This is a genomic window from Arthrobacter sp. P1_C12_2, from assembly GCF_056406415.1.
Window position 1 is genome coordinate 1 of the sequence record NZ_JBFUAF010000025.1, and the last position, 23,532, is coordinate 23,532.

Below are 23,532 nucleotides of genomic sequence, written 5' to 3' on the forward strand. Positions count from 1 at the left end.
GGGCGAGGGGGGCGAGGGTTTCGAACAGGCCCGACACCACCTCATCCCTGGTAACGGGGTAGAAGCGCCGGAGCCGGTGCCCTTCCGGGTGCGCGTTTTGCGCGTCCAGCCACGCGTGGCGGAGCCAATGGAATTCCACCCGGCCCAGCGCGGGTCCAAGGATCAGGTGCCGGTTCGGATCCAGCGCCAGACGGTAGGCACTGCCGCTGCGGTCGATGATGCAGGCAGCTTCCTCGACGTACTCAAACGCCGCCAACAGATCCTGTTCCGACCGGTAATACGAAAAGTCCCCGCTGTCATCGACGACGACGAAGTCCTCGGTGGTGCCCCCACTGGCAGACTTCTCCGGTGCCGGTCGGAACGTGGTGCTCATTTCAGGTGGCTCCTGCCGAGGACCAGACCGTGACCACGGTGGCTGCGGTGTCCTCTCGCTTCAGGACRGCACCGCGTGAGCTTCACAGGAACTGGCCTTAACGCTTTCCATATGCCGGAGGGTCAGAAATTTGCGTGATCCTAACGCGCCGGCTCATCCGGACGCATCGCAAGTCACCGGTGGTCCGTGTGCGTCGGGACGCCGTGAGCAGGCCGGCGAACACAAACGCCCCTCCGGAGGAATCCTCCGGAGGGGCGTTGTGGTCTTCGGGGAAAGTTTCCCGGCCAGGCGGCCGGGGCTTTTTCCGGAGTACTTAGAGCGGGCGGATGTTCTCAGCCTGCGGGCCCTTCGGGCCCTGCGTGACGTCGAATTCAACCTTCTGGTTCTCGTCCAGCGACCGGTAGCCGCTGGTGGCGATTGCCGAGTAGTGGGCGAAAACGTCGGCCGACCCGTCATCCGGGGCAATGAAGCCAAAACCCTTTTCGGCGTTGAACCATTTAACTGTGCCTGTAGCCATGCCTTTATCCTTCTGAAATGCTGCTGATCTCCGGCGGCCATAAGGCCAACGGCTGCGGAGACATTCGTCCGCTGTCCCCAACGTACGGTGCCACGGGCCGAGGTGCAAGGGTCTGTTGGGGGTCTTCGTCTCGGCCGGTCACTTCCGTCAGGCCGAGACGGTGGCGTCGAAGAGCGCGATCAGGTCCCGGCTGATCTGGTACGGCGAGGTCTCGCTGGGGCTGTGGCCCGCGCGGTAGACCGCAATCCGCGCACCGATCGACTGCGCGAAGTCGCGGTGCAGCGCCAGCGGCCAGAGGTCGTATTCGCCGACGGCGACAAGCTTTGGCAGCGTCGCGGCCGCCAGCACCCGCCGCAGATCCGGTGTGTGCTTCATGAGGCCCATGATGTCGACCACCGAGGCGCGGCGCGTGAGCGCAAACCGGCTCCTTACGAACCGCAGCCGCTGCGGCGCCACCCGGGCAATGTTCCTGCGGATACCCCAAATCATCAATGCGGTGCCGACCCTGCCGTTGACCCAGCAGCTCACCCAGCCGGCCAGGCGCACGCCTCGGAGACTCTGCCCCGGCTCGGGCGGGCAACTGATCAAGGTCAGGCTGCGGAACTTCTCTGGCCGTTGGGCGAACGCCAGTTGGGCGACGACCGCCGCGAAGGAGTACCCCACAACGTGCACCGCGCCTTCTTCGGCGTCCAGCATGGCCAGGAGATCGTCGCGGAAGAGTTCGTAGTCGTAGCGGCGCCGGGGCGGAACGAGGTTTTCGGGCCCGGCCCGGGCGGATTCATACTGCCCGGCGATGTCGCAGCTGAGGACGAAGTAGCCGGCCGCGGCGAGCTCGGGCAGCATGAGGATGAAGTCTTCCTTGGAACCGGTTGCGCCCGGGACGAGCACGACGCGCGGCTTCCCGGGATCTCCGGCGGAGATAGTCGCCAGGGTCCCGCTCGGCGCCTCGAACTCGCCGCGCACCACGCCTTCCGGAAGGACGGCCCAGTCGAAGTCGGGCAACGCGGCGTCCCGGCGGACGGCATCGTCCACCAGCCCCGAACCGAAGCCCTCGGGCTCGGGAACCTGGCCGCCCTGTGCGTTGCTGCCGGCAGACACCATCTATCTAACATAGCCCCTTGCATGGCGGCGTGGCGGCGGCGGTCCCGCTGCAACCCGACGGCCAGACGCCGGGACTGTCCGGAGGATCACGCTCAGCCAGCCAGGCTGCCGGCGGCGGTCGCGGGGGAGAGGGGGGCGTCCATCTGCCGCACCGTTCCGGCCGATCCGTCCACGGTCACGGTCTCTCCGGTCCGCAACCGGGTGGTCGCGTCCGGCACGCCCACCACGGCCGGGATGCCGTATTCGCGGGCCACCACGGCGCCGTGCGAGATCACCCCGCCCATTTCCATCACCAGGGCGCCGGCGGTCATGAACAGCGGCGTCCAGCCGGGGTCGGTGGAGGGCGCCACGAGGATTTCCCCGGGCTCGAGGTGCGCGCCCACCGGATCCAGGATGACCCGGACCGTTCCGGTGGCGGTGCCGGCCGACGCCGGTGTCCCGGCGAGGGCGCCCGAGGCGGGGGACTTGGCCATCACGGCCGCCTCCACGTCCGTGCCGTCGGAGAGCAGGAGCCGGGGAATCCGGCGCCGGCGCAGTTCGACGTCGTAGAGCCGGTGGCGGCCCGCGACGATGCCCTTGAGGTCGGCACCCCGCAAGCCCACGCGGACCTCGTCGAATTCTAGGAAATACACATCGTCCGCGGCGGCGATCGCACCGGATCGGGCCAGTTCGATGCCGATCGCGTTGAGCTGGCGGTGCATCTCCGCGAGGGCGAGGACGATGTAGAACTTGGGCAGTTCGCGCAGCCCGGACAACTGGCGCGTCCGGCGCAGGCAGAACTCCACCACCCGGGCGCGGATCCGGCTCCGGACCCTTGCCCGTTCCACCAGGCTGCGGATCCTGGCCTCGGCATGTTCCTCGGCGCGGGCGAACTGCCGGTCGGGGGCTTGCTCGGGGTCCACCACGTGAAGGTAGTTCGAGATCATGCCGAGGATATGGTCCGGCTTCTCCGACCACCGCGGCATGCCAAGGTCTATCTCCGCCACGGCGCGGTGGCCGTAGCGGTCCAGGAACCCGTGCAGGCCGGTCTGTGCCACTGCAGGCAGGGATCCGGCCTTGTACAGGGTGGCCAGTTCCCTTGGGCTGTGGGCCAGGAACACCTCATGGGACGCATCATGCGCGCCGATCGTGACGGCCAGTTGCCAGAGCTCGAGATCCATCTCGGTCGTGACGTTGTTGGGCAGCCCCCGCAACACGGCCTCGAGTTCCCGCGGTGCCGCGATGCCGCGCAGCAGCCTGCGGGCCCAGGCCAGCATGAGGTAGCCAACGGACGGTCCGGGCAGCGTCGCCAGGATCAGCCCGTCCACGGTGTTCTGCAGGATGCGCTCGGCGTGGTCGAGCCGGCCAAAAGCGGTTGCCGGCTCCGGCAGGACAAGCTCGGTTTCGAGGCGGCTTCCGTAATCAAAGGCGCGGCGCAGTTCGGCGGCCGGCCGCACCGCGGCCCGCAACAGGGACGGAAGCAGCCGGACCGTCAGGCCCAGGCCGGCCATGGCCCCGGGATCGCGTGCTGCGGCATTGCCCGCGCCGTGCCGTGTCCGCCGGGGCGGCCGTTTGCGCACGCCGAACCGCGGGTCATCCAGGAGTGCCGGAAAAACCGCGCCGGACCTCCCGTCCGCCAGCGGCAGCATCCGCAGCAGGTAGCGGCGGCCGTACCGGCTGCGCACCATGGCCGTCACGTCCACATACATCCGCAGCCCCGGGTTGACGTACCGCCATGGCCCGTTGCGGTTCCGCATTGAGCCCAGCACGGAGAGCCCCATGGGCGTCAGCGGCCGGGTCAGGCCCTGGAGCAAGGTGCCGCACAGGTACACGCGCGGGTCAGCAGCGGCCCCCGTCTCCGCGCCCAGGGGTTCGGCGGCGGCAGGGTCCGGCAGCGGATACAACGTGGTGATGGGCCGCGACTGGGTCACCCAGATCTTGCCCGCGGCGTCGATCACCCATTCCACATCCTGGGGTGTACCGAACAGCCGCTGGACGGTATCGCCCAGCGTCGTGAGTTCGCGGATCAGGGCGTCGTCCAGGCTCGGCCGTCGCCGGCCCGCGGTCCCCTTCGGTGAACGGAGGAGGACGCGTCCTGTAGCCGTGTCCACGACGAAATGGTCCGGGTTCACGCTGCCGGAGACCACCGCCAGGCCGGGCCCGGCGCTGGCATCGATGACCGTTTCGGTCCGGGTGCCCGTCACAGGATTGGCGGTGAAGAGCACGCCGGCGCTGGTGGCGGTGATGAGGTCCTGGACGACGACGGCGAGCCCCACCTCACGGTGGCTGATCCCGTTGGCGGCACGATAGGCCACGGCCCGTTCCGTCCAGAGCGAGGCCCAGCAGCGCCGGGCAGACTCGACCACGGCATCGGCTCCGGAGATGTTGAGGAAGGAATCCTGCTGGCCGGCGAAGCTGGCGAAGGGCAGGTCCTCGGCGGTGGCGGAGGATCTGACCGCCACTGTGGCCCGGCTGCCGAGCGCGGCATACGCGCCGCGGAGGGCGGCATCGACGTCGGCGGGAATCGGCGCGGTCACGATCATTTCCCGCGCCTGCCTCGCCAGCTCGCCCAAATCAGGTCCGGGCTGAGCCAACCCGGGCCGGACTGGCTGGCCGGGGCGTGGTTCGGCGTCGCCTGTTACGCCGTCATTCGACGAGTCGGGCTGCGCGGCGTCCAGGCGGGCCGCCAGCGCGTCCAGCTCCGCCGGGGCCGCCATTCGGTAGGCAACCGTAGTGAGGCAGAATCCGCGGGGTACGCGGAAGCCGGCCGCCGTGAGCTTGCCGAGGTTCAGGGCCTTTCCGCCAACGAGCAGCAGGGGAGCGGAACCCAGATCGCTGAGATCCACGACGAGACTGTCCGGTGCCCTGCCATCTGCAGAACCCATTTCCCTGCTCCCACGTCCTGTCCGCGTCTTCAAGCCGCGTTTTCAAGCCACATATTCAAACCACATGTTCAAGCCACAACCGGCCACCGGCCCTGAGTCCGGCGGCCCCTCCGGCAAGCGAAGCTGCAGGCCTACTGGCCGGCGTCGGCCTCGCCGGTGTCATCCCACATGAGATCCAGGTTGCGGAAGACCGGAGGGCCGTCGCACAGGGCGGCCATCTTCGCGGCGAATTCGGACGTCTCGGGCCGGTTGGAGTTCTCCATAGCCGACTCGTAGGAGTCGAATTCTACGATCGTGAGGTAGGTTCCGGGGCGGTCGCGGTCTGCGGTGGCCATGATGCGGCGGAAGGTCGGGGCAGTGGTTCCCTCCGTTCTGGAGGGCCGGCCGAGTTGCTCGATCTCCTCGATGCGGGAGGTCTGAAATTCGATGATCTGCACAAACCTGGCCATGACGACTCCTCGACGGCGGCGGATGCTGATGCGCTTCACGCTAGACCCTCGTCCTTGCCCGTGCAAGGGCGGGGGAGACGGCCGCGCGGGAACCCGTGCGGCCGCCTTCGAAACGCCCCTGGACAGTACAGCTACGGGGCCAGAATGCGGCCCTTGGCTACGGTTGACGGTGTCCAGCGCACGTGCACGGGCGCGCCGTCGGTCTCCGGTTCTTTGAGCAGGGACAGGCGCGGGCGGACGGCGTCGGTCCGGGCGCTCGGCGGTTTCCGGTTGCCGGCCCGGAACGGCAACGCCCACGCCGCAGAGTCGCCCACGAATGCCTGTTCGGCGGCGGCATGCAGCGTCCAGTGGGGGTCGTACAGGTGCGAACGGCCCACAGCGCACAGGTCAGCGCGGCCTGCCAGCAGGATCGAGTTGACGTCGTCGTAAGAGGAAATGGCGCCAACGGCTATCACGGCCACCCCGGCGGGGGCGGCCACCTCCTGGCGGATCCTGTCCGCGAACGGGGTCTGGTAGCTGCGCCCGTAGGCCGGCTTCTCCTCCTTGGCGACCTGGCCGCTGGAAACATCAATACCCGCGGCGCCGTGGTTCACGAAGGCGCGGGCGATCTCCACGGCGTCGTCCACCGTGTTGCCTCCCTCGCACCAGTCCGTGGCGGAGATGCGCACTGTCAGCGGTTTGTTGGCGGGCCAGGCGGCGCGGACGGCGTCGAACACCTCCAAGGGGTACCGGAGACGGTTTTCCAGGCTGCCGCCGTATTCGTCGGCGCGCTTGTTGGCCAGCGGCGAGAGGAAGGCGGAGAGCAGGTAGCCGTGGGCGGCGTGCACCTCAAGGAGATCGAAGCCGGCCGCGTCGGCGCGGCGGGCTGCGGCCACGAAGTGTTCCCGGACGTCGTCCATTTCGGCCCGGGTGATTTCCCGCGGGACCTGGTTGCGGTGGCCGTACGGGATGGCGGACGGGCCAGTGACGTCCCAGTTGCCGTCGGCCAGAGGTTCGTCGATGCCCTCCCACATGAGCTTGGTGGAACCCTTGCGGCCGGAGTGGCCGATCTGGGCGCCGATCTTTGCGGTGGACTGGGTGTGGACGAAGTCCACGATTTCCGCCCAGCTTTCACGCTGGGCGTCGGTGTACAACCCGCTGCAGCCGGGGGTGATACGGCCCTCGGCGGAGACGCACACCATTTCCGTCATGACCAGCCCGGCCCCGCCCATGGCCTTGCTGCCGAGGTGGACGAGGTGGAAGTTCCCCGGGACGCCGTCGACCGCCGAATACATGTCCATCGGTGAGACGACAATCCTGTTTTTCAGCTCCAGCGCGCCGATCCGGTACGGCTGGAACATGGCCGGAGCCACCTGGGCCAGGCCCTGGGAGGCGGCGAAATTCGCGTCCACGTGCCCGGCAAATCCGGGGTCGCGCAGCTTGAGGTTGTCATAGGTGATGCGACGGCTGCGGGTGAGCAGATTAAAGCAGAACTGAACCGGGTCCTGTTCCTTGTATTGGCCGATGTTCTCAAACCATTCCAGCGAGGCTTGGGCGGCGCGCTGGGTGGATTCGACCACCGGACGGCGTTCGGCCTCGTACGCGGCCAGCGCCTGAACCACGCTGCCGTGCTCGTGCAGGCAAGCGGCCAACGCCAGGGCGTCCTCCATAGCCAGTTTGGTGCCTGAGCCGATGGAGAAATGGGCCGTGTGGGCCGCGTCGCCGAGCAGCACGATGTTGCCGGCGCGCCAGTTTTCGTTGCGCACTGTGGTGAAGTTCAGCCATTTTGAATTGTTGGTGAGCACCTGGTGACCGCCAAGCTCGTCCGCGAAGATGGCGCTGATTTTTGCCACCGCCTTTTCATCGGACACGCCGGGGGCGAAGACTTCATTGGCGGTCTCGTCGAAGCCGGCCGCATGCCAGACGTCTTCAGACATTTCGGCGATGAACGTGGAGCCTTCGTCGGAGTACGGGTAGCCGTGGATCTGCATGACACCCCATTCGGTCTCCTTGACGAAGAACTTGAACGCCTCAAATACCTTGTCGGTGCCCAGCCACATGTACTTGTTGCCGCGCACGTCCAGCGTCGGCTTGAACGTGTCGGCGTAGTTGGCGCGGATCTGGGAGTTGACGCCGTCTGCGGCCAGCACAAGATCGTAGTTGGCTTCCAGGACGTCGACGGGCGGTGCCATGGTGCTGAAGCGGACGTCCACGCCCAGTTCCAGGGTGCGCCGCTGCAGCAGTTCCAGCAGTTCTTTGCGGCCCATGGCGGCGAAGCCCTGCCCGCCGATGGTGTTCCGCTGATCCTTGAAGTGGATGTCGATGTCGCTCCAGCGGGCGAAACGCTGGCTCATGTAGTCGGCCACTACGGGGTCGGCGTTGCCGATGCCGCCGAGGGTCTCGTCGGAGAACACGACACCGAAGCCGAACGTGTCGCTGGCGGCGTTGCGTTCCCACAGGGTGATGTGGTGGGAGGGGTCCAGCTGCTTCATCAATGCGGCGAAGTACAGGCCGCCGGGGCCGCCGCCAACAATTGCGATCTTCATGGTTTTGGTCCTATCGGGAGTTCGTGGTGGCGTTGATCCGGGCCCGCACCGCAGCATCTGCTGCGGGGGTGCCGGCGGCATGCTCGCGGGCGATGGCTTCACGGAGCCGGTAGTGCTGGAGTTTGCCGCTGGGATTGTGCGGAAGTTCGGTCACGAACCGCACGTCGCGGGGGTACTTGTAGGGCGCAATTCTCGCTTTGACGAAGTCCTGGATTTCCTTGCACTTGGCCGCGTCGCCGGTCACCCCCTCGCTCAGGACGACGAATGCGCAGACCACCGAGCCGCGTTCCTCATCGGGGCGGGCCACGACGGCGTTCTCCACGACATCGGGGTGTTCGTTGATGGCGGCTTCCACTTCCGGGGCGCCAATGTTGTAGCCGGAGGACACGATCATGTTGTCGGAGCGCGCCTGGTAGAAGAAGTAGCCGTCGTCGTCCCGCAGGAAGGTGTCGCCGGTGATGTTCCAGCCGTCGTGGACGTAGTTGGCCTGGCGCGGGTCGTCGAGGTAGCGGCAGCCGGTCGGGCCGATCACGGCCAGCCTGCCGGCCTCGTTGGGTGCTGCTTCGGCGCCGTCGGCATCGAGGATGATGGCGCGGTAGCCGGGCACGGCCACGCCGGTGGCGCCGGGGTGGATGTCGTCGTCCGCCGCCGAAATGAACACGTGCAGCATTTCGGTGGCGCCGATGCCGTTGACCAGTTTGACCCCGGTTTCCTCGTAAATGTGCTGCCAGGTTTCCTTCGGCAGGTGTTCACCCGCGGAGACGGCGATCCGCAGCCGGCTGAGCAGGTCCCCGCGCCCGGCCTTCAGGATCACCCGGTAGGCAGTGGGTGCGGTGAACAGGATGGAAGCGTTCGCGGCGGCGGCCGCCTCGGCCAGCTCCAGCGGCGTGCCCCGTTCCGTCAGCAGCGCGGAGGCGCCAAACCGCAGCGGGAACACGACCAGCCCGCCGAGCCCAAAGGTGAACGCCAGCGGCGGTGAGCCGGCAAAGACGTCGTCCGGGGTGGGCTTCAAAAGATAGCGGGCGAACGTGTCGGCGTTGGCCAGGATGTCGCGGTGGAAGTGCATGGTCACCTTGGGCACGCCGGTGGTGCCGGAAGTCGGACCCAACAGGGCGACGTCGTCGGCGGCGGTCGCGACGTTCGCAAACGTTCCGCTCTTGGCGGCACAGCGCGCGGTGAGGTCGCCGCCGTCGTCCGCACCGTAGGTAATGACCGGCAGCGCCTCCCCGGCGGCGGTGCGCAGGTCCTCGACAAAACGGTGGTCCGAGATGGCGAGCGCCGGCTTGGTGAGACCGATCAGCGTGGAGATCTCGGCGGAGCGCAGCATCGGCATGGTGGTGACGACGACGGCGCCGGCCTTCAGTACGCCCAGCCAGGCCGCCACGATCCACGGGTTGTTGGGGCCGCGCAGCAGCACCCGGTTCCCGGGAACCACGCCGAAGTCCTCGGTCAGCACCTGGGCCACCTGGTTGGCGTGCCTGAGCAGCTCACCGTAAGTCCAGGTGTCCCCATCGGGCGTGTGCAGCGCGGGCCGGCCGGCACCGAACTGGGCGACGGCGTCGTCGATCAACACGGTGGCGGCGTTCAACCGGTCCGGGTACTGCAGCTCCGGCAAGGTGAATTCGAAGGTGGGCCAGGACTCGGCCGGCGGGAGATGGTCGCGGGTAAAGGTGTCCGCATGGGCCGATGTCGTCAATGTCATGGCCGTTCCTTTCGGTTGCGATGCGATGTGGATGGGGAAGGCTGGTGCGCCGGTTCAGGCGCGGACCATGCCTTCCTGGGCGACGGTGGCCAACAGCAGACCTTCGCGGGAGAAGAACCTGCCCATGGCGAGGCCGCGGTTGTGTTGGCCGGATATTGCTTCCTGCGTGTAGAGCATCCAGTCGTCGGCGCGGACATCGCGGTGGAACCAGATGGAGTGGTCCAGGCTGGCCGTGGAGAGCCCGGGTGAGGACCAGTTGAGCCCGTTCACGCGCAGCAGCGGTTCCAGAATGGTGTAGTCGCAGACGTACGCCAAGGCCGTTCGGTGCACGTCCGCGTCGCCGGGCAGGCGGTCGAACGCCTTGACCCAGATGGCCTGCACGGGGGCGGCCTGACCTTCAACGTGAAGGTAGAGAGGACCCGGGATGTGGCGCATGTCGAAGCTGCGTCCGTGCGACCAGTACTCGGCGGCCGGGCCGGGGACGCCGTCGAGCACCTGCGCGGCGCTGCGCAGCGACTCGGGGTCCACGGCGGCCGGCATCGCCGGTTGGAAGTCGGGACCGGTTTCCGGCACGTGGAAAGAGCCCATCGCGGCGAAAACGGTCTTGCCGTTCTGGTGGCCACGGACGCTGCGGGTGGAGTAGCCGCGCCCGTCGCGCAGAATTTCCACCTCGTAGCGGACGGCCGCGCCAATATCAACGGGCCGCATGAAATAGCTGTGCATGGAATGCAGTGTTCGGTCCGCTCCCACCGAGCGCATCATGGCGGCCGCGGACTGGGCCACCATGTCGCCGCCGTAGGACTTGGGCCACGGTACGTACTGGGTCACCGCCTCGAAGGCCAGGTCATGGACCTGCGCTTCCACGGGCGTCAGCTCGATGGCTCTCAGGAACGTCTCCGACGTGCCGGCTTCGATGATTACAGATTCCCTGTCCATGGAACCTACGCCCGCCGGTAGTCTGCGAGGATTTCATCCTTGACGTCCGGGAGGTTGACCACCAGGTTTTCCGGAGTGCGGGCGGTCAGCCACACCAGGTCCTCGGTGACGGACATGTTTGCCTCGACGTGGGGCATGAACGGCGGCACGAACACCCAGTCGCCGGTCTTCATGTCCAGGAATTCAGAGTAGTTCTCGCCAAAATAGATGCGCCCGTGGCCGCGCAGCACGTACCCGCCGGTCTCCGCCTCGCCGTGGTGGTGCGGCAGTGAGCGGTAGCCGGGCGTGTTGGACACCTGCCCGAACCAGATCTTCGTTGCGGGCGTGTGCTGGATGGACACGCCGGAGACGCGGATGCAGTCACCCGACTGGGCGGTGTTCGTGTCCTCTTCACCAGCGCGGGTAACGACGGGCACAACAGCGCCGTCGGCGTTGGCGTAGATGGAGTTATCGCCCTCGACGCGGTAGGTGGTGGTTTCGCTCATGATTCTCACTCCTGGCTGATTCTTGGTGCTGGCAGTTTGCTTGCAGCGTGCTTAGTGGCTGGCGGTGGCGCCCTGGCGGATCCGGACCAGGTTTTCCAGCCGGCCGATCCCGTCAATCTCGGTGCGGAGGACGTCTCCGTCCTTGAGGAAGCGCGGCGGTTCCATGCCCATCCCGACGCCCCCGGGCGTGCCGGTCAGGACCACGTCACCGGGCCGCAGGGTGGTGAATTGGGAGATATAGGACAGCAGCCGCGCCGGGCCAAACACGAGCGTGCTGGAGTTTCCGTGCTGGACGAGCTCGCCGTTGACGTGCCCGCGCACATCGAAGCCGTGCCCGGCCGGGAATTCGTCCGCTGTGACCAGGACCGGGCCCAGCGGCGTGGTGGCATCGAACGCCTTGCCCTGGAACCACTGGAGCGTCCGGCTTTGCCAGTCGCGCATGGAGACATCGTTGGCCACGGTGTAGCCGGCAATGGCCGCTTCCGCCGCCTCTTCGCCGGCCCGGGTCAGCGAAGCACCGACAACGACGGCGAGCTCGGCTTCCCAGTCGACACGCTCGCTGCCGTACACCTCAATGGTGTCCGCGGCGCCGATCAACGTGTCCGCGTATTTGGCGAAAAGCGTGGGGTATTCGGGCAGTTCGCGGCCCATCTCCTGGATATGGTCCGAGTAGTTCAGGCCGCAGCAGATGACCTTGCCGGCCGTGGGCAGCAACGCCGCCAGCTCCGCTTCGTTGGCAGGGAGGATGGCGGATTTCTCACCCTTGGCCACGGCCGCGACCAGCGCCTGCCAGTCCGGGAGCGCCAGCAGTTCCCCAACATCGCGGGCGGGGAGCGGAAGGTAGCCGTCGGCACCCAGCGCGAGGGCCGCCGTCGTACCGTTTTCCGCGGTGCGCAAGGTGGCAAGTTTCATGAGTGCTGTTCCCTTCAAATGAATGTGTCGACTTTTTTACGACCGTCACGTAAGCTCAACGTAGCACGAAGGAGACTTCTGTCACAGCCTTTTGGACAAATTCTTGCCACTTACCCTGAAGGAAACTCGATGCCCAATAAGACGATCAATCCGGCGTCCCTGCCCAAGCCCTCTGGCTACGCCCACGGGATCCTGGCGGGAAACACCGTCTATCTCGGCGGTCAGACGGCCCTGGATCGGGACATGCAAATTGTCCCCGGCGGCATTGTGGCGCAGTTTAAGCAGGCGTTCAGCAATGTCCTGGCCACGCTGGCGGAAGCCGGCGGCGCTCCGGAGGATCTGGTCAGCGTCACGATCTACCTCACTGACGTGGACGACTATATGGCGAACGGGCGCGAAATCGGCCGGCTCTGGCGGGAAATGGCCGGGTCTGAATACCCGGCGATGGCAGGGATCGGCGTCAGCCGGCTCTGGCAGAAGGAGGCCCTGATCGAAATTCAGGGCGTTGCGGTGATCCAATAACGGCCGCGCGAAGGACAACGGGAGCGGCGCCATCAGTCGGGGACTGGGGCGCCGCTTCCGTTGTTCAAGGCCGTCGTTCAGGCTGCTGCCAGGATGGCACCATGGCCGTAACGAAGGTTCGAGGCGGCCCGGCTAGGCTTCGGCTGTCCTGTCCACGAGAGCCAACACCCGGGCCGGGCTTCCGGTTCCGCCAACAATCGGCAAGGGGCACACGATCAGGGCGGCGCCGACGGCGGGCAGCTTGTCCAGGTTCTGAAGTGAAGTGATGCCGTACTTGTCGTTGCCGAGCAGGAAGTGGTGCGCCGGGAACGGGGGGTCAAGAGCCACGCCGTTTCCGGCGTCGATTCCTACGGTTTCGACGCCAAACCCGGTGATATTGGTTTCCTCGGCGAGCCATTGTGCGCACTCGGCGGACACGCCGGGCGTGTGCGACCCTGACGCGTCCACATTCAGGAACTCCTCCTCGTTCCTTGAATATTTGTCCCAACCGGTCCTGAAGAGCACCCAGGCATGGTCGGGCAAGGCCCCGTGCTGGGCTTCCCACGACCTGACGTGGGAGATTTCCAGCAGGAAGTCGGCATCGTTGGCCACTTCCTCGCTGAAATCCAAGACGACGGCCGGGCCCATGAGCCGCTGCACCGGAATTTCAGACACGTCCAGACCATCCTTGCCGGTCGCCCAGTGGATGGGCGCGTCAAGGTGGGTGCCAATATGCTCGCCGGTGTGAATATTGTTATGGCGCCAGAAGGGGCCAGGCTCGTTGTACGCGCTGACCTCATCGAGGCTGAAGTCAATGAGGCTGGCAAACGGTGCCGGAAGGCGCAATGCGGGCGTGCTGCTGCTCAGCGGAGCAGTGAGATCGATGATTTCAATGTCCCCATGCGCCATTGCCCGCAAAGCCTCACCCAATCGGGTTGCATCTGTCGTAGTCACGAGTACTGCCCTTCTAAAGGTTGAACACAGTTTTTGACGATCGTCACCAATTTGCCATGCGTCGAATTTTGCCCACACTACCCAGCAGTACCCGCCCCGTCAATGGACGCATCACGCCACCTTCCGCGGCGCCGGCCCGTTGCGGGCGCTAGTAGCTCGGCGGCGTCACGGCGGTAATGAACACCGTTGGCTCGTCACTCGTGTTGAGCAAGCGGTGGGGCAGGGTCGAATCAAAGTGGCAGCTGTCGCCCGACTCCAAAGAAATACGTTCGCCCTGAATTTCGATTTCCAGCAAGCCGGAGATAACGACGACACACTCTTCTGCGGGATGGCTCCACGGCTCCACGTTCGACGCGCCTCCCGGCGCGAGGGTTCCACGCAGGACTTCGAGCTGGCCATAGCCGGCCGACTGTCGAAGGTAGGTGATGCTCGTGGCGGGGGACGTTATTTGGACCTGGCTGCCTTTTCGGAGGACGGTCAACCTGCTGGGGGCCTCATCCTGGTTGAAGAGCTGGAACAGCGGCACGTTCAGGACCCGGGAGATTTTTCGCAGCGTTTCGAGGCTCGGGTCGGTTAGACCACGCTCAACCTGGCTGATTGTCCCCTCGGAAAGACTGGACTGACTGGCCAGTTGAGACAGCGTCATCCCTTGCTCCGTCCGCAACTCGCGTATGCGCAGGCCATCCATGGTGTTCCTTTCGGGATCGCTGAAGTTATCTTTAGTGGCACCAAATATCTATTGACCACACTAAAGACAGTGTATATGGTCTCCTCATGACGACGAACAAAAATCCGGCACATGATGGTCAGGTCTTCGATCCGACCGACTTCCGGCGGAACTTCCCGCCGCTGGCCAACATGACCCACTTGGCCAGCTGCAGCCAGGGCGCCCTGTCGGCTCAATTAACTTACAGCCTGCTCGACATCGCCGGCTCGCTGCAGAACTCTGGGGCGCCGTGGGGCTGTGGGTGAACAAAGTGGAGGATGCCCGCGCACGTTTTGCGCGTTTCATCAACGCCGACCCCAGTGAGATTGCCATCATCAATTCCGCCTCCGAGGGCGCCTACCAGGTGGCCTCGAGCTTCGCTTGGAACAACCGGACAGGCATTGTCACGTCCGCCCTGGAATTCCCCTCCGTGGGCCATGTGCTCCGCGCCCAGCAGGTCCAGGGCGCCAAGATCAAGATGGTCTCCGACCGTTTTGAGGCGTTGGAAGTTGAAGCGTGGGCCAACGCTATCGACGAGTCGACTGCCCTGGTCTCAGCCCCGCTGGTTAGCTACCACGACGGTGCCCGGCCGCCGCTGGCCGAAATCACCGCGCTTGCCCGCCAGAACGGGGCCCGCATGTTTGTTGACGCATATCAGGGTGCCGGCGTGGTCCCGATCGACGTGAAGGCGCTGGACTGCGACTACCTGGTCGCAGGCTCGCTCAAGTACATGCTTGGTCTTGCCGGCATCGCCTTCCTCTACGTCAAGGACGGCATCGACTCGGAGCGCGAACCGGAACTCACCGGCTGGTTCGGCCGGGTGAATCCCTTCGCCTTTGACCCGGAACTGGTGGATTACCCCCAGGATGCGCGCCGCTTCGAAGTCGGGACCCCGGCCATTCCAGCCGCCTACGCTGCTGTGGCCGGCCTTGGGCTGCTGGAGCAGGTCGACCAGGTTGCCGGCTTTGCCCACGTCATGCGGCTTGCTGACAAGTTGGCTGCCGGTGCCGTGGCCGCCGGCTTCAAGGTCAGCCGATCCGATAACAGCGACCGCCACGGCCCGCAGGTGGCCGTTTTCGATGCTGACCCAGTCGTGCTTGGCACATGGCTACACGATCGTCACATCATGACGGCCCCGCGAGGCGAACTGTTGCGCATGTCCCTGCACTACTACACGACGGACGCGGACATCGATACGGCCATCCAGGCTCTGACGGAATACCGCTCGCTGTAGGCGCGCAGTCCGGACCGTCACCAGAATCCGCAAACAAGACCATTTCAACGGAGAAATAGCTTGAATATCGCAGAATTAGTGGGCCAAACCTTGGCCCAACTCGGTGTTGGACACGCGTTCGGCGTCGTCGGCAGCGGCAATATGGCGGTGACGAACGCACTGCGAAGCAATGGCGTGCCCTTCATTGCCGCGCGCCATGAGGGCGGCGCCGTCACGATGGCCGACGCCTACTCACGCATGTCCGACACGCTGGCGCTTGTTTCCACCCACCAGGGGTGCGGGTTGACGAATGCCATGACGGGCATTGCCGAGTCGGCCAAGAGCCGGACGCCGTTGATTGTGCTCGCCGCCGACAGCGCCGGGTCAGCGATTCGCTCCAACTTCAAGATTGACCAGGACGCCATCGCGCGCAGCGTTGGCGCCGTGGCGGAGCGGGTGCACTCTGCGGAAACGGCCGTGTCTGACACAGTGCGCGCGTACCGGACGGCCGTCAATGAGCGGCGGACGGTCGTGCTGAACCTGCCGCTGGATGTGCAAGCCCAGCCTGCGCCGGCCACGGCGTCCAAGACTGTTGCGCCGCTGCCGGCGCCGCAGGCAGTCCGGCCGAATGCGCACGCCGTGGCGGACCTGGCAAATCTCCTTGCCGCCGCCCAGCGTCCCGTGTTCGTTGCCGGCCGGGGCGCCCGCCGTGCCGGGCCGGCCGTGCTGGCGCTGGCCCAACAGGCCGGTGCGCTGGTGGCGACATCGGCGGTGGCGAATGGGTTGTTTGAGGGCCAAGAGTTTTCGCTGGGCATCTCGGGCGGATTCTCGTCCCCGGCAGCGGCCGAGTTTATTCGCGATGCCGACCTGATCGTCGGGTGGGGCTGCGCGCTGAACATGTGGACCATGCGCCATGGCAGGCTCATCGGCGACGACACCGTCGTCGTGCAGGTCGATCTTGAAGATTCTGCCCTCGGCGCGAACCGCCCCATAGATCTCGGTGTCGTTGGCGACATCCACGAGACCGCAAAGGCAGTCCTGGAACTGTTGAAGGGGCGCGGGCCCGCCAGGGAGGGTTACCGAACGGATGCCAACGCTGCCCGGATCAAGGACCAGTCGAAATGGCGGGACGTCGAAACCGAGGACGTCTCCACATCGACGACCATCGATCCCCGCGTGCTGACCAGGGAATTGGATGACCTGTTGCCGGAAAACCGTGTTGTCTCCATCGACTCAGGAAACTTCATGGGCTATCCCAGCACCTATCTGCGTGTTCCGGATGAATTTGGGTTTTGCTTCACCCAAGCCTTCCAGTCGATTGGGTTGGGCCTGTCCACGGCCATAGGTGCCGCGCTGGCCCAGTCGGACCGACTACCGGTACTGGGTGTCGGGGACGGCGGTTTCCTGATGGGAATCTCCGAACTTGAGACCGCCGTCAGGCTCAAGATGCCGCTCGTTATCGTCGTCTACAACGACAACGCATACGGTGCGGAAGTGCACCATTTCGGGCCGGAGGGCGTCGACCTGGAGTCTGTGACGTTCCCGCAAACAGACATTGCCTCCATTGCCCGCGGCTACGGCGCAACGGCGCTGACTGTTCGATCAGTCGCCGATCTGAGCCCCGTCAGGGACTGGCTGGCGGGACTGCAGGACGCCCCGCTGGTCATCGATGCGAAGATCGCATCCGATGGCGGCGCATGGTGGCTTGCCGAAGCGTTTCAGGGGCACTAAGTTCCACGCCGCGCACCCGCCAATGAAAGTCATATGCGCAATCTCTTACGATCGTTCAATTAGTGATATAAAGTGTGTTGCGTGGCTCACACCCCGTTGTATTCGATGTAGGAATCACCGAATAAAGGGAGCCTGATTCCGGCAAATCCCAGCAAGACCCATCCGGTTTGTAGCCGGGAGGGAAGCCGGAGTAGTGGACTGTGGCAGAGTCCGGTTCCGCCCTCCATTTCTCAATCTGAGACAACCTGGCTATTCCAGGTCCAACGGCCGCGCAGCAACAAACTGAGGGGCCGCGCTGCCGCAAACCGGCCGATAGCGAATAAAGCACTGCATTCCCAAGATTTCCCTAGAAACAAGGAGGAAAAACGTCATGACGGTACGCGAAACATCGGCTCCCTTGGAAGCGAACACCCATGGTCTGCAGCGCAGGCTGACTGGCCGCCAGCTCAGCATGATTGGTTTGGGCGGAGCAATTGGAACGGGGCTGTTCCTGGGCTCCGGGCTTGCCATCTCACAGGCCGGTCCATCAACAATCATTGCCTATGTGGTGGGCGGACTGGTCGCGCTCGTCATCGCGTGGGCGCTTGCCGAAATGGTCGTGGTTCACCCCACCGCCGGAGCATTTGGCGTCCTGGCCCACTCCTACGTTGGCCGGTGGGCCGGCTTCGTCGTGCGGTGGACTTACTGGGCCATTCAGTGCATTGCCATTGGCGGCGAAGTTATTGCCGCCGGAATCTTCGTCAGGTTCTGGTGGCCGGAAATTCCCCTTTGGCTCACCACGGTTGTCTTCTCCATCGCGATCCTTGGCGTTAACGCGGCGGCCGTAAAACTGTTTGGAAAAGTCGAATACTGGTTCTCCATGATCAAGGTCAGCGCCATTGTGGCCTTCATCCTTCTGGGCATTGCACTGATCTTCTTCGGCCTTCCCAGCCGGCCTCCCGTCGGCGTTGACAATCTGGTCTCCAACGGCGGCTTCATGCCCAACGGAGTCCAAGGCCTATTGCTGGCCATGGTCTTTGTGATCTTTAGTTTCATCGGTACCGAAGTTGTTTCGGTGACTGCCGCAGAGTCCGAAAACCCGACGCGTGACGTGGTCCGGGCCACCAGGTCAATGGCATTGCGTCTGGCACTGTTCTACGTCATTGCCATCACGATCGTCCTGGCCGTGGTGCCGTGGACTGCCACAGCCCAGGTCGGCAGCAACATCCGCGCCAGCCCGCGTCTTGGTCTTTGCGGCAGCCGGCATCCCGGCCGCCGCAACCATCATGAACTTTGTCGTCCTGACCGCGGCGCTGTCCTCCGCCAACGCCAACCTCTACCTCACGTCCCGCATGCTTCATTCCCTGGCGGCGCACCGGTATGCGCCGAAATGGACAGGGAAGTTGACCAAGGGCGGTGCCCCGGCCGCGGCGTTGATCCTGAGCTCAGTGGGTTTGCTGCTGGCAGCGATTATCTCGGTGGTGGCCGCGGACACCGCGTACCTGGCACTCTTCGGAATCTCGGTCTTCGGCGCCCTGGTTGTCTGGATCCTGATCCTGATCACCCATATGCGATTCCGCATTGTTCGGGCCCGTCACAATCTCCCGAAGTCACCGGCACGGCTGAAGGGTGCGCCCGTCACCACCGTGCTGGCGATCCTGTTCCTGACAACCGTTCTGGTGTCAACGATGTTCATCGATGGCCTGACCTGGACGTGGATGGCAGGTGTGCCGTTCTTCGCCTTGCTGCTGGTCGCGTTCTACTTCGTCGACAAGCGGACAAAAGCCGGAGGCGATCGTTACGATCCCCTGCAGGAGGAAATCGCGCGGACCAACGCCGGTTCGCCTGACTCGGACCTTGAGCCGATCGCAGAAGGTGCACACTAGCCACACCTAGTTCCTGGCCGTGAACCAGGAAGGCCCCCAGTGGACAGGGCGAGTTCTAGCGGTCGTTGCAACACCCAGACTTTGGGAGTTGCAACGACCGTTGTTCGCTGTTCACGGGGGGCCTTCGTCATGCCACCAACGTGTCCGGGTCAGGACATCAAGTGACGGGCGTGGGCTGCCGCCAGTGGGGCAATAAGCCGGTGGACTTCCAGGAATGCCTCCCGGGCGGCCAGACCCTTCCATCCATCCGGCAGGTATTCCGGCGGAAGGTTAGGGTCCTTGTACGGGAACCGCCGCCAGATGGTGAGCATGGGAATGTAGTAGCGGAACGCAGCATGCCAGATCTCCGGAGTTGATTCAGCGAGCGCTCGTTCCGGGTCGTCGCCGAGCAGGGAGGTCCATTGTTCGACTCCATCGCCGTAGAGGCCGAGAAACTGGCCAAATTGATCATCAAGATCGGCCAGGTCCCACCATTCGGCGACCTTGGCTCGTATGGTGCCGTCGGCAATGTAGTCGCCTCGAAAGAAATCCACGAACTGGCTCAGCCCGAGCACGTCGAGCTGTTTCTTCGTTCGCTCCAGCGCTGACAAGGGCGCGATCCACACCCCTGATGCCATGAAGCCAAAACCGAAGCCCGAGAGCACCGTGCGCAGCTGATGGCGGCGGCTGCGCATCGACTCGGGGACAGAGAAGATGGCCAGTACCCAGCCTTCATCGTCTTTGGCGGGGGTCGGCGAGAAGATACGCTCGTCCCCTTCGCGGAACACCTCTGCCACGTTAGCCGCAAGCTCATACTTGGCTACGTTTCCGGCTTTGACGCTCTTCAGAACTCCCTTGGCTTTTAGCCGGGACACCGAGGACCGCACCCCTGGTGCGTCGTAGCCAAGATCGCCCAGCATTTCGATCAGCGCGGAGACTGCCAGGGCGTCCCCGGATTCCCGGCTATACAGGCCGTAGAGGGTAATGATCAGTTGCTGGTGCCGAACGTGGGGTTCGGGAATGGGAATCATGCTGCGGCCTTGATGGCTGCCCGGAAGCGCTCCGGCCAGGGGGCGGAAGCGCTTCCGCCGGCCGGGACGTAGGCGGTGACAAACGTGCCGTCGGCGGCGAGGCCGCCGTCGTGCTCGCCCAGCGGGTCGGCGACGACCTCGAAGCCCAACGTCATGGACGTGGCGCCCATGGCCTGAACCCAGAGCGTGGTGGTGACGCGTTGGCCGAACCACAGCTTGGCGCGGAAATTGATCGACTGGTGCACTCGGGGAGCCGATGGAAAGTACTCGGGTAGGTCCAGCTGGCGGAACAGCTCGGCCTCGGCGGATTCTGCCCAGCGCATGATGGCCGAATTGTGTTGGTGGCCGGAGGCGTCGGTGTCCACCCACTCGACGGTGCGCTCAATGCTGGCGCGTGAAGCACCTGCCTGCGGCGGCCGGGCGCTGGTCCGCTCATTGAGTTCGCTCATGCTTTTTATTCTATGGCGATCCTCTGACGAACGTTCACAACGCGCGATTCTCAGCGCCCGGCGGCAGCACATCGGCTAGGGGGTCAGCAGGACCTTGATGGCGCGCCGTTCGTCCATGGCACGGTAGGCCTCGGGCGCCTCCTCCAGCGGCATGACCGAGTCGAACACCCGGCCCGGATTGATGGTGCCGTCCAGCACGTCGGCCAGCAGTTCCGGGATGTACGTCCGGGCCGGGGCCATGCCGCCGCCGATCGTGATGTTGGTGTCGAACAGGAAGCGCAGCGGGGCCTCGGCGCCGCCGGTGGGGACGCCGACGAAGCCCAGGGCGCCGCCCGGGCGGACGCTGTGCAGGGCCTGCTCCATGGATTCCTTGGTTCCCACGCATTCCAGCACGGAGTCGGCCAGCACTCCGCCGAGCAGTTCGCGGACCTTGGCGACGCCCTCGTCGCCGCGTTCGGCGACGATGTCCGTGGCCCCGAATTCGCGGGCGATCGCCTGGCGGTCGGCGTGCCGGGACATGGCGATGATCCGCTCCGCGCCGAGGCGTTTGGCGGCGAGGACGCCGCAGAGGCCGACGGCGCCGTCGCCGACCACCACGACCGTCCGGCCGGGGCCGGCCTTGGCGGCGAGGGCCGCGTGGTGTCCGGTGGCCATGACGTCGGAGAGCGTCAGCAGGCTGGCGCGGAGGGCATCGTCCGGATCGGTGACGCCCGGAACCTTGACCAGGGTGGACTCGGCGAGCGGTACGCGGACCGCCTGGCCCTGGCCGCCGTCGATCCCGTGGCCGGTGTCATCCTTGCCGCCCCAGCCGGCGAGGCGGTCGCAGGCGACCGTGACGCCGTCGAGGCACTGGGGGCACGCGCCGCAGCTGACCACGAACGGCGCGATCACGAGGTCGCCCACGGCGAGGTCTTTGATATCTTCGCCGATGCTCTCGACCGTTCCGATGAACTCGTGTCCGATCGCGGACGGCTTGTGGGTGGGCTTGACCCCGCGGTAGGGCCACAGATCCGAGCCGCAGACGCAGGAGGCGGTGACCTTCACGATGACGTCGGTGGGCAGCTGGAGGGTGGGGTAGTCGCGGTCTTCGACTCGGATGTCGCCGGGGCCGTGGATGATGGTGGCGCGCATGGGTGCTCCTCGCATTTGTGGTGGATGGGCTGGGAACGAGTTTAGTCCTCCCTGCGAGGCTGACCGTTTGGAGCCGTGACCGGCGCCCAGGCGGAGGGCAGCCGCTAGCGCATTCCCTCGCGCCGGATCGCGGTGGCGATCGCAGCGGCCCGGGTTTCCACTCCGAGCTTGGCGTAAATGTGCGCCAGGTGCGTCTTCACCGTGGCCTCGGAGATGAACAGCCGCTGGCCGAGCTCACGGTTGCTGCGGCCTTCGATCAGCAGGCTCAGCAGCTCCGCTTCGCGCGGCGTCAGGATCTCGTCCGGGTTCCGCAGCTGCTGGAAGAGCCGCGACGCCACCGGAGCGCTCATCACGCTCTTGCCTTGGACCGCCCCTCGGATCGCGGCGAATATCTCCTCCGGCGCGGCATCCTTCAGGAGGTAGCCCATGGCGCCGGCGTCAACGGCGCGGACAATGTCAGCATCCGAATCGTAGGTGGTAAACACCAGTACGGCCTGCCTGCTGTTGCGGCGGCGCAGCTGTTTGATGGCCTCGATGCCGTCCATGCCCGGCCCCATGGCGAGGTCCATCACCACCACGGCCGGGCCGAGCTGCTCCAGCTGGACCAGGGCCTCCTCGCCGGAGGCCGCCTCGGCCACGACCTGTATATCGGGCTGCGTTCCCAGCAGCGCCCGGAGCCCGCTGCGGACCACCAGATGGTCGTCCACCAGCAGCACGGTAATCGGATTCACTGTTCCTCCGCAGTTGGCAGTTGCGCGGCCACGATGGTTCCTTCGCCGGGGGTGCTTTCCACCGAGAACACGCCGCCCAGCCGTTCCACCCGCTGGCGCATGGCCCGGAGCCCGTAGCCTCCGGCGTCCGACGGCGGTGCCAGCGACTGCGGGTCGAAGCCGGCGCCGTCGTCGTAAACATCCAGGGTGACGGCGCCGGGCAGGAAGCCCAGCGTCACCGTGGCGCTGGCCGCCGCTGCGTGAAGCTTGGTGTTGGCCGCAGCGCTCTGCACCACGCGGAGCAGCGCGTGCCGGACATCCGCGGGGACAGGGCGCGGCTGGCCCGTGACCAGCAGGCGCACGCCCGGGACGTACTGGGACGCCGCCTGAAGCAGGGCATCCGGCAGCGGTGCAGTGTCCAGCCCGGGGGAGGCGAGCTCGTGGACCAGGCTGCGTGTGTCCGCCAGGTTCCGGCGCAGCATTCCGCTGGCGTTAAGGACGTCCTCGCGCGCCGCCGTGCTGGGCCATGACCTGTTCGCGGCTTCCAAAAGGAGGAGGCTGCTGGCCAAGCCCTGCGTCACGGTGTCGTGGATTTCCCGGGACACCCGCTCGCGCTCCTCGACCGTGCCGGCCCTGCGCTCGCTGGCCGCCAGCCGGCCCTGGGCCAGCGACACCTCGGCGTGCAGCCGGCGCTGCTCGGCGGCGTCCTGCTCGATGCGGTCGTAGATCAGCGTCAGCATGACGCCGACGGCCAGCGGTCCCAGGAGCATGGCAATATCGCTGCCGCCGCTGAGGCGGAACAGCCCGACGGCGGTGGCCGCCGCCGTCGCGCCTCCCGCCAGGTACGCCACACGGCCGCTGAAGGCAGTCCGGCACAGGAAGAACAGCGCGAACGAGCACCACGCGAAGCTTGGCGCCACGATCACCAGCACCGCCCAAAGCGCCACCAAGGCGAACATCCACACCGCCCACGGCCGGCGCCGCTGCGCGAGGACGGCGATCACGGCGTACAGCGAACACACCGCCGCGGCCAGGGCCAGCACCCACAGGTTGTCCGCGGGGCTGTGCCGCATCACGTAGCGGACCGCCGACGCCACCAACAGAACGGCAAATCCAAGATGGACGACGGCGTCAATCCGGCCCAGCGGGCGGCTTCCGGCCGCGGTGTTGTGCGGAACGGGTGCGGGGCCCGGTGCGGGGCCCGGCGGCGTGGGTTGGGCTGGTGGAGAGGAGGGCATGGGGGTCCGGTTCCGGTGGAGGAGTGCTACCCACCATGCTATGACCCGCGCCGTTACTGGTCTCTCCGCCTTTTGGCTGATACGTCCAGCCCGATGGGGGAGGCCGCGGCAGACTAACGCCCGATGCCCTGCCGGGTCCTGAGCGGAAGCATGGATTCAA

Annotated in this window: 21 protein-coding genes and 1 pseudogene; 5 read left to right on the forward strand and 17 right to left on the reverse strand. The window is 65.8% G+C overall.

Annotated elements, in window-relative coordinates; translation table 11 throughout:
- The 10 genes from AC1DZQ_RS20300 to AC1DZQ_RS20345 form a co-directional block, all read right to left on the reverse strand.
- On the reverse strand, positions 1-373 hold a 373-nt coding region (locus AC1DZQ_RS20300), incomplete at its 3' end, for a hypothetical protein (RefSeq protein ID WP_476965192.1).
- Between the two features lie 313 nt (positions 374-686).
- Positions 687-890, reverse strand: coding sequence for a cold-shock protein (locus tag AC1DZQ_RS20305; RefSeq protein WP_009357211.1), 204 nt, complete (start codon positions 888-890; stop codon positions 687-689).
- 147 nt (positions 891-1,037) lie between these two features.
- Positions 1,038-1,991 carry an alpha/beta fold hydrolase gene (locus AC1DZQ_RS20310; protein WP_476965193.1) on the reverse strand — a complete coding sequence of 318 codons (954 nt, stop codon included), beginning with the start codon at positions 1,989-1,991 and terminating at the stop codon, positions 1,038-1,040.
- Between the two features lie 92 nt (positions 1,992-2,083).
- Positions 2,084-4,855 (reverse strand): PEP/pyruvate-binding domain-containing protein, encoded by a 2,772-nt coding sequence (locus tag AC1DZQ_RS20315; RefSeq protein WP_476965194.1) that lies wholly within the window; start codon positions 4,853-4,855, stop codon positions 2,084-2,086.
- 131 nt (positions 4,856-4,986) lie between these two features.
- Positions 4,987-5,343: a hypothetical protein gene (locus AC1DZQ_RS20320; protein WP_476965195.1), complete on the reverse strand. Its 357-nt coding sequence runs from the start codon at positions 5,341-5,343 to the stop codon at positions 4,987-4,989.
- Positions 5,344-5,435: 92 nt separating this feature from the next.
- A complete protein-coding gene (locus tag AC1DZQ_RS20325; RefSeq protein WP_476965196.1) occupies positions 5,436-7,829 on the reverse strand; it encodes a bifunctional salicylyl-CoA 5-hydroxylase/oxidoreductase in 2,394 nt (797 codons plus the stop codon).
- Positions 7,830-7,839: 10 nt separating this feature from the next.
- Complete coding sequence (locus tag AC1DZQ_RS20330; protein ID WP_476965197.1) at positions 7,840-9,531, reverse strand: AMP-binding protein; 1,692 nt, start codon at positions 9,529-9,531, stop codon at positions 7,840-7,842.
- 54 nt (positions 9,532-9,585) lie between these two features.
- A complete protein-coding gene (locus tag AC1DZQ_RS20335; protein WP_476965198.1) occupies positions 9,586-10,467 on the reverse strand; it encodes an acyl-CoA thioesterase in 882 nt (293 codons plus the stop codon).
- Between the two features lie 5 nt (positions 10,468-10,472).
- A complete protein-coding gene (locus AC1DZQ_RS20340; protein WP_476965199.1) occupies positions 10,473-10,952 on the reverse strand; it encodes a cupin domain-containing protein in 480 nt (159 codons plus the stop codon).
- 51 nt (positions 10,953-11,003) lie between these two features.
- On the reverse strand, positions 11,004-11,864 hold the full coding sequence (locus AC1DZQ_RS20345; protein WP_476965200.1) for a fumarylacetoacetate hydrolase family protein: 861 nt from the start codon (positions 11,862-11,864) through the stop codon (positions 11,004-11,006).
- A 129-nt stretch (positions 11,865-11,993) separates the two neighbouring features.
- Between AC1DZQ_RS20345 and AC1DZQ_RS20350 the strand changes: the two genes are divergently transcribed.
- Complete coding sequence (locus AC1DZQ_RS20350; protein ID WP_476965201.1) at positions 11,994-12,386, forward strand: RidA family protein; 393 nt, start codon at positions 11,994-11,996, stop codon at positions 12,384-12,386.
- A gap of 132 nt (positions 12,387-12,518) precedes the next feature.
- On the opposite strand, the gene AC1DZQ_RS20355 is transcribed toward AC1DZQ_RS20350, so the two are convergent.
- The gene (locus AC1DZQ_RS20355) at positions 12,519-13,274 is read right to left on the reverse strand and encodes a cyclase family protein (protein WP_476965242.1); all 756 of its coding nucleotides are present in this window, start codon (positions 13,272-13,274) and stop codon (positions 12,519-12,521) included.
- A 193-nt stretch (positions 13,275-13,467) separates the two neighbouring features.
- A complete protein-coding gene (locus AC1DZQ_RS20360; protein ID WP_476965202.1) occupies positions 13,468-14,007 on the reverse strand; it encodes a cupin domain-containing protein in 540 nt (179 codons plus the stop codon).
- Between the two features lie 86 nt (positions 14,008-14,093).
- Here AC1DZQ_RS20360 and AC1DZQ_RS20365 point away from each other — a divergent pair, with 86 nt between their 5' ends.
- The 4 genes and pseudogenes from AC1DZQ_RS20365 to AC1DZQ_RS20380 all read left to right on the forward strand — a co-directional run.
- On the forward strand, positions 14,094-14,291 hold the full coding sequence (locus AC1DZQ_RS20365) for a hypothetical protein (RefSeq protein WP_476965203.1): 198 nt from the start codon (positions 14,094-14,096) through the stop codon (positions 14,289-14,291).
- On the forward strand, positions 14,288-15,259 hold the full coding sequence (locus AC1DZQ_RS20370) for an aminotransferase class V-fold PLP-dependent enzyme (protein WP_476965204.1): 972 nt from the start codon (positions 14,288-14,290) through the stop codon (positions 15,257-15,259). The genes AC1DZQ_RS20365 and AC1DZQ_RS20370 overlap by 4 nt, the downstream gene beginning before the upstream one ends.
- 60 nt (positions 15,260-15,319) lie before the next feature.
- The gene (locus AC1DZQ_RS20375) at positions 15,320-16,969 is read left to right on the forward strand and encodes a thiamine pyrophosphate-binding protein (RefSeq protein WP_476965205.1); all 1,650 of its coding nucleotides are present in this window, start codon (positions 15,320-15,322) and stop codon (positions 16,967-16,969) included.
- A gap of 451 nt (positions 16,970-17,420) precedes the next feature.
- Positions 17,421-18,794 (forward strand): annotated as a pseudogene (locus AC1DZQ_RS20380) (amino acid permease); the annotation flags it as partial.
- Between the two features lie 189 nt (positions 18,795-18,983).
- Here the strand turns inward: AC1DZQ_RS20380 and AC1DZQ_RS20385 are convergent.
- From AC1DZQ_RS20385 to AC1DZQ_RS20405, 5 genes are all read right to left on the reverse strand, one after another.
- On the reverse strand, positions 18,984-19,844 hold the full coding sequence (locus tag AC1DZQ_RS20385) for a PaaX family transcriptional regulator (RefSeq protein ID WP_476965206.1): 861 nt from the start codon (positions 19,842-19,844) through the stop codon (positions 18,984-18,986).
- Entirely contained in the window at positions 19,841-20,293 is a 453-nt protein-coding gene (locus AC1DZQ_RS20390; RefSeq protein ID WP_476965207.1) for an acyl-CoA thioesterase, read from the reverse strand. Before AC1DZQ_RS20390 ends, AC1DZQ_RS20385 begins: the two co-directional genes overlap by 4 nt.
- A 75-nt stretch (positions 20,294-20,368) precedes the next feature.
- Complete coding sequence (locus AC1DZQ_RS20395) at positions 20,369-21,424, reverse strand: zinc-dependent alcohol dehydrogenase family protein (protein WP_476965208.1); 1,056 nt, start codon at positions 21,422-21,424, stop codon at positions 20,369-20,371.
- 104 nt (positions 21,425-21,528) lie between these two features.
- On the reverse strand, positions 21,529-22,155 hold the full coding sequence (locus AC1DZQ_RS20400) for a response regulator (RefSeq protein WP_476965209.1): 627 nt from the start codon (positions 22,153-22,155) through the stop codon (positions 21,529-21,531).
- Positions 22,152-23,372, reverse strand: coding sequence for a sensor histidine kinase (locus AC1DZQ_RS20405; protein WP_476965210.1), 1,221 nt, complete (start codon positions 23,370-23,372; stop codon positions 22,152-22,154). The genes AC1DZQ_RS20400 and AC1DZQ_RS20405 overlap by 4 nt, the downstream gene beginning before the upstream one ends.
- Positions 23,373-23,532 lie beyond the last annotated feature (160 nt).